Source organism: uncultured Flavonifractor sp. (assembly GCF_944383115.1).
Taxonomy (GTDB): domain Bacteria; phylum Bacillota; class Clostridia; order Oscillospirales; family Oscillospiraceae; genus Flavonifractor.
Genome location: NZ_CALWOJ010000104.1, coordinates 1 through 6495 on the forward strand (window position 1 = coordinate 1; position 6495 = coordinate 6495).

Sequence of the window (6495 nt, forward strand, 5' to 3'; positions counted from 1 at the left end):
ACCACCGTCAGGTCGGCGCAGGCGGCCTGGGCCTGGCTGAGGGATGCCTGGGCGCTGTCCACCGACAGCTGGGCCTGAACGATCTGATCCTCCAGTGCGTCGGAGTCAATGGTGTACAGCGTCTGGCCCGCCGTCACGCTGTCCCCCTCCTGGAAGGTACACTCCGTTACGGTGCCGCTGACGGTGGGGACGATGGTGTAGTTGTCGGCGTAGGTCACGGTGCCGGTATCCTCCACCCGGTACTCCACCGGGCCGGTATCGGGCTGGACGGTGCGGTACTCGTCCTGGTCGGAACCTGAGCAGCCGCTCAACAAAAACAGACCCAAAGCGGCCGAAAAGGCCGCGCCCCGCCGCCAATACACAGCTTTCATAAAAGATACACCCCCGTGTGCTATTCCACGCTCTTCAGCGCGCCCAACATATCGATCTCCCGCATTTTCCGCCCGATGATCACATTGACGCCCAGCGCGAACACCATCGTTACAGCGCAGGACAGGCCGATGGCCCCAGGCGTGATGACCACCTCCAGAGGCATGGCGGTGACAGACAGGATCAGGAACCGGTCCAGAGCGATCCCCAGCGGGATGCCGCACAGGATGCCGGCCCCGGCGAAGATCAGGTTTTCACTCAGCTGTAATTTTTTGATCTCCTTTTCATAGAACCCCAGTACCATCAGTGTGGCCAGACTGCGGATCTGTTCGTAAAAGCTCATGATGCCAAGGTTGTAAATGACAATGCAGGCCAGCCCGCCGCCAAACAGAATCAGGATGTACACTACCATAGAGGTATTGGTCATCTTCTCCACCGCGGCGGCGGTTACTGCCTGACGGGTCTGCCAGCCATCCACAAAATCATAGCGGTCAAGCTCCCCTTCCAGCGCGGCGGCGTCGGTGGTGGTAAGATAGGCGGTGGTGGGTGTGTAGGGCTTGCCCAGCTCCCGCCACAGGCTGCGGCTGATATAGGCGCCGCTGACACAGCGGTTGACCTCTGAAACTCTTAACGTATAGTAATGGTTATCCCCTGTAAAACGCAAGGTAATAACGTCCCCCGCCTTCACGCCCAACTCGTCGGCCAGCAGCTTCTCCAGCACCACCCCGTCCTCCGGCAGGGTGAGAGAGCCGGTGGCGTAGGGATCATACAGATGGAGGGAGACGGTATCCTCCGTGACCGTCAGGGTGGAGGTAGCCAGGTGATCGTCGGTATACATCCAGCAGGCGGTGGTCATTTCCAGCTCCGCCCCGGTGACACTGGGGGCGGTGGTCAGCCGGCTGTACTGAGCCTCGGTAACAGAGGTATTCAAGCTGGCCATCACGTCATACTTGTTCTGGTTATGGGCCAGGGCATTGGAATAGGTGTCCATGGAATCCTTGATGGCGAAGGCCATAAACACCAACGCCATACAAAAGGCGATGCCCACGACGCAGGTGATCATCCGCACCTTGTTGCGGAAGGTGTTGCGGATGACGTATTTGGTATTGAAGCCCAGTCGCCGCCACAGAGGCCCGATCCGCTCCAGCAACACGGTCTTGGCGTTTTTGGGCGGCTTGGGACGCATACACTGGGCGGGACTCTCCTTCAGCAGGGAGCGGGCCACCAGCCAGGCGCTGCCCAGGCAGCACAGGGCGGTGAGACCTGCCGCCTGGCCCCAGGCGGAAAAGTCGTGGGCGATGGTGTACGGGGGCAAGTCACAGCCGGTGGCAATGGTCCACACAATGAGGGCGGAGACATATTTGCCCAGCAGCGCGCCGATGGGAAACCCTACGATCACCACCAGCAGGGCATGGAGCAGATAGTAGATCAAAATCGTGTGGTCGTTATAGCCCAAAGCCTTGAAGGTGCCGATGTCCATACGGGCATTTTCAATGAGCCGGTTCATGGTACTCACCATCATCAGCACCGCGCACAGGAAGAACAGGGTGGGGAAGAAGGTGAGGATGGGGGTCAGGTTATTTTTCCCCTCCATGAGGGAGTAGGCGGGCTGGTTGTCCTTCAGGGCCAGAATGTTGACCACCTTGTTGCCCAGCGCGTCGTCAATGGATTCCCGGATGGCAGAAGGGGGGACGCCATCGGCGGTGGTGATGCAGATCTGGGTATATTGGTTGGCTCCCATTACACTGCTCAGGACCTCCTCGTCCACATAGGCAAAGGCGAAGCGGGACAGGTCGGGGGAGGGATTGGTGGCGTTGATATTATAGAGACACTCCGGGTCCTTGCCCACGCCGCAGATCTGGAGGCGCAGGTGGACCCCCAAACCGGTGAGGGTGATTTCGTACCAATCCCCCACCTCCAGACCGTGGGCGGCGGCGTACTCGTCGCTGAGAAAGATCTCCCGGCTGTTCTGGGGCAGGGAACCCTCCACGATATAGGGGGTATTGATGGAGAAGTCGGGTACGCCGTAGAGCGTGAGGGTCAGATCGCTGTCATGGCGGTCCTCCGCGTCCAGCGTCACCCGGGGCTGAACGCCGGTGATCCCCTCCACGGCGGACAGGGCCCGGCAGTCGCTGCGGTCCAGATTCACGCCGGTGATCCAGTAGTCGGCCACGTTCTGGGCGTCGTAGTAATCCCCCATGATCCGGTCCACATTGTAGATAATCCCGCTGAGACCGGTATACACCACCACGGCGATCATGGTGATGACGCTCACCGAGATCAGCCGTGAGGCGGTGCGCCGCAGGTCGCGGAAGAAGTTTTTCCAGATCATGTTACCACTCCAGCTCCTGTACGGGCACCGGGTTGGGGTTTTCCTCAAAGGATTCGATCTTGCCGCTCTTCATGCGGATCAATACATCGGCGGTAGGGGCCAGGGCTCCGTTGTGGGTGACCACCACCACCGTCTTTTTGCTCTGCTTGCAGAGATCGTACAGCAGGGCCAGGATGGCCTTGCCCGTCACATAGTCCAAAGCGCCGGTGGGCTCGTCGCACAGCAGCACGTCGGGATTTTTGGCCAGAGCCCGGGCGATGGCCCCCCGCTGCTGCTCGCCGCCGGAACACTGGGCGGGGAAATTCCGCCGCCGCTCGTCCAGCCCCACCATCCGCAGAACCTCCCGGGTGTCCAGGGGATTGGGGCAGATCTGGCTGGCCAGTTCCACGTTCTCTTCCACCGTCAGGTTGGGCATCAGGTTGTAGAACTGAAAGACAAAGCCGATGCTCTCCCGGCGGTATTGGGTGAGCTGGCGCTTGTTAAAGCCGGAGATCTCCTTCTCGTTGACAAAGACTTTGCCGGCGGTGGGGGAGTCCATGCCGCCCAGAATGTTGAGTACGGTGGACTTGCCGGCGCCGCTGGCCCCCAGGATGATGGTGTACTTGCCCTCGGGAATGGTAAAGCTGATGTCGTCCACGGCCTTGATCACCGTTTTGCCCATGCTATATTCCCGGGATACATGTTCCAGCCGGACCCCCGCCATAGGAGCGACACCTCCCCAAAAATTGGTGAAAAAGTACGGAATACGATGGAATTTCAAAAATTATTTGTGGGATTATGTCATATTATAACACGCCGTACCCACTTTCTCAATCCCTGGGGAGTGGCCGGATAAAAAAATCTGCGGACCGGATTCCGGTCCGCAGGAAAAATTATGTAAATTGATAAACGCCGTCGGCGCAGGGGGTAAATCCCGCCTGGAAAAAGGCGGCGCAGGCTTTGGCCATATAGGCCGGGTCCTTGCTGCCGGCAGTCTCTACGGCAGAGTGCATGGCCAGCTGGGCCATGCCGATATCCACCATAGGGATGCTGACGGCCTGGCTGAGCAGATTGCCCAGGGTAGAGCCGCCGGGTTCATCGGCCCGGTTGGCGAAGATCTGCGCCGGCACCCCGGCCTGCTGACAGACCGCCTTGAATAGTCCGGTGGTGAGGCCGGTGGTGGTGTACTTCTGGTTGGCGGACAGTTTGATCACCACGCCGCCGTTGGGGTAGACCTTGTTGGCCGGGTCGGCCTTTTCAGTGAAGTTGGGGTGGACGGCATGGCCGTTGTCGGCGCTGAGGAGCATACTGCCGGCCAGGGCCTGCCGCATCTGCTGGTCGTCCAGTTTCAGCACATGGGCGATACGGGAGAGTACGTCGGGCAGGAAGGAGCTGAGGGCCCCCTGACGGGTGCCGCTGCCCACTTCCTCGTTGTCAAAGAGACAGTAGACCTGGCCCAGCTGGTCCTGGGACGCGGCGGTGAGCAGGCCCTCCAGGGTGGCGTAGGCGCAGCCCAGATCGTCGATGCGGGGGGCCTGGAACAGCTCTCCGGCGGGGCCCAGCACCACCGGCTGCTGCCGGGGGCAGAGGGTGAGGTCGGCGGACAGAATATCCTCGGCAGTCACGTTCAGCTCCTGGGCCACCAGCTGAGTGAGGGAGGGGCTGCCCGCCAGGCCGTACAGGGGCTGCATATCCTTCTGGGCGTTGTAGTCGTGGCCACGGTTCACGTCCCGCTGCTGATGGATGGCCAGGCTGGGGATGGTGAGCAGATCCTGATCCAGATAGACCAGGCGGCCCTCTACGCCCTGGGCGGTTCTGACAATGGCCCGGCCGGCCACAGTGAGGGGACGGTCCAGCCAGGAGGCGCAGTTCATACCGCCGTAGCCCTCGGCGGACAGACGGAGGTAGCGCTTGTCCCCTTCCAACACGTCGCCCTTGATATAAAAGGTGGGGGAGTCGCTGTGGGCGGCGGTCATCCGCCAGCCGGAGGGGGCGGTTTTGGGCAGCCGGAAGGCGATGAGGCTGCTCTGGTTGCGGGTGGTGTAGTAGCCCTTGCCCCACTCCAGGGTCCAGGACGCGCACTCCTCCAGCCGGGCAAAGCCCGCCCCCTCCAGCAGGGCGGCGGCGCTGGCGACGGCATGGTAAGGGCTGGGGCTGCGGGAGATAAAGTCCATCAGTTGGTGCAGTGTGTCCATGTTTGATAACCTCCTGGGCAAGACATCCGAAAAAGCCGCGGACGCATTAACGTCCGCGGCGGAATGGTACGGGTAGTGGGGGTCGAACCCACACGCCTTGCGGCACAGGAACCTAAATCCTGCACGTCTGCCAATTCCGTCATACCCGCCTGTCGTGTCCATTAGTTTAGCATCCGTGGAGGGAAATGTCAATTGCGAGAGGGGGTTGCGGGCTGGACGGGAAGGCATTATAATGAGATGGCATATGCAGGCCAAAGGAGGAACCATACCATGGAAATTGCACCCCGGATTGCTGCCATACAGGATATTTCAGGCTTTGGCCGCTGCTCCATGACGGTGGTACTACCCGTATTGTCCGCTATGGGCAGCCAGTGTTGCCCCCTGCTCACCGCCAGCCTCTCTGCCCATACCGCCTTCCCGCCCAGCGATAAAGCCACCTTTCTGGACCTGACCGGCCAGATGGAGGGGACCACGGCCCATTGGGCGGAGCTGGGCGTGACCTTTGACGCCATCTACAGTGGTTTCCTGGGATCGGCAGACCAGATCCGGATCATTGAGAGATTCTATCAGCAGTTCCGGGGAGAACACACCCGGGTGCTGGTGGACCCGGTGATGGGAGACCACGGAAAGCCCTACCGCACCTGTACCCCAGACCTGTGCGCTCAAATGCGTCAGCTGGCTGACCAGGCCGACTGCATCACCCCCAACTGGACCGAGGCCGCCCTGCTGTTGGATGAGGACTATGGGGACAGGCCCACCGACAGGGAGGGCATCCGTAATTGGCTGGAACGGCTGAGTTTGAAAGGAAAGCGGTCGGTGGTGCTGACTGGTGTGGGCCTGGAAGAGGGGCAGATCGGGGCCGGGTATTTTGACCGCATGACTGGACAGACCGGTTTTGCCATGGCCCACCAGGAGCCCGCCCACTTCCCTGGTACCGGCGATCTCTTTGCCAGCGTGCTGTTGGGGGCGCTGATGCGGGGGGACGAGCTGCCCGGGTCTGTGCAGCAGGCGGTGGATTTTGTTCAGCGGTGCGTGGCCCATACCCTGGCGGCGGGTACCTCGCCTCTGGAAGGGGTCCAGTTTGAGCCCCTGCTGAAGGAACTGGTGTAAACGCCGCCTAACATCAGAGAGACAAAGATAAAAAAGGGACGCTGCTAATGCAGCGTCCCTTTTTTGGATTCAAGTAACTTACTTGTGGTCCACGGAATACATATGAGCGATGAGGTCCAGGACCTTGTTGGAGTAACCCCACTCGTTGTCGTACCAGGACACGACCTTCACGAAGGTGTCGGTCAGAGCGATACCGGCGCCGGCGTCGAAGATGGAGGTGCGGGCGTCGCCCAGGAAGTCGGAGGAAACAACGGCGTCCTCGGTGTAGCCCAGGATGCCCTTCAGCTCGCCCTCGGAGGCGGCCTTCATGGCGGCGCAGATCTCGTCGTACTTGGCGGGCTTGGCCAGGTTGACAGTCAGGTCAACCACGGACACGTCCAGGGTGGGAACACGCATGGACATACCGGTCAGCTTGCCGTTCAGCTCGGGGATGACCTTGCCCACGGCCTTGGCGGCGCCGGTGGAGGAGGGGATGATGTTGCCGGCAGCAGCGCGGCCACCACGCCAGTC

At 61.0% G+C, this 6495-nt stretch carries 5 protein-coding genes, 1 tRNA gene and 1 pseudogene; 1 reads left to right on the forward strand and 6 read right to left on the reverse strand.

Going from position 1 to position 6495, the window contains the following annotated elements; translation table 11 throughout:
• The 5 genes from Q0K43_RS09655 to Q0K43_RS09675 all read right to left on the reverse strand — a co-directional run.
• A partial coding sequence (locus Q0K43_RS09655) for a biotin/lipoyl-binding protein (RefSeq protein WP_297290332.1) occupies positions 1 to 371 on the reverse strand: 371 nt, incomplete at its 3' end.
• 20 nt (positions 372 to 391) lie between these two features.
• Entirely contained in the window at positions 392 to 2701 is a 2310-nt protein-coding gene (locus tag Q0K43_RS09660) for an ABC transporter permease (protein ID WP_297290333.1), read from the reverse strand.
• A 1-nt stretch (position 2702) separates the two neighbouring features.
• Positions 2703 to 3404, reverse strand: coding sequence for an ABC transporter ATP-binding protein (locus tag Q0K43_RS09665; RefSeq protein ID WP_297290334.1), 702 nt, complete (start codon positions 3402 to 3404; stop codon positions 2703 to 2705).
• 169 nt (positions 3405 to 3573) lie between these two features.
• Positions 3574 to 4875, reverse strand: a complete 1302-nt coding sequence (locus tag Q0K43_RS09670) for a M18 family aminopeptidase (RefSeq protein ID WP_297290335.1) — start codon at positions 4873 to 4875, stop codon at positions 3574 to 3576.
• A 64-nt stretch (positions 4876 to 4939) separates the two neighbouring features.
• Positions 4940 to 5024: transfer RNA gene (locus Q0K43_RS09675), tRNA-Leu, on the reverse strand.
• Between the two features lie 121 nt (positions 5025 to 5145).
• On the opposite strand from Q0K43_RS09675, the gene Q0K43_RS09680 reads away from it, so the two are divergent.
• Entirely contained in the window at positions 5146 to 5985 is an 840-nt protein-coding gene (locus tag Q0K43_RS09680; protein WP_297290336.1) for a pyridoxamine kinase, read from the forward strand.
• Between the two features lie 78 nt (positions 5986 to 6063).
• Here Q0K43_RS09680 and Q0K43_RS09685 read toward each other — a convergent pair.
• Positions 6064 to 6495: pseudogene (locus Q0K43_RS09685) on the reverse strand (type I glyceraldehyde-3-phosphate dehydrogenase); the annotation flags it as partial.

Coding starts and splice junctions, on each gene's coding strand:
- Q0K43_RS09660 (WP_297290333.1), bottom strand. CDS start 2,701: ATGATCTGGAAAAACTTCTTCCGCGACCTGCGGCGCACCGCCTCACGG.
- Q0K43_RS09665 (WP_297290334.1), bottom strand. CDS start 3,404: ATGGCGGGGGTCCGGCTGGAACATGTATCCCGGGAATATAGCATGGGC.
- Q0K43_RS09670 (WP_297290335.1), bottom strand. CDS start 4,875: ATGGACACACTGCACCAACTGATGGACTTTATCTCCCGCAGCCCCAGC.
- Q0K43_RS09680 (WP_297290336.1), top strand. CDS start 5,146: ATGGAAATTGCACCCCGGATTGCTGCCATACAGGATATTTCAGGCTTT.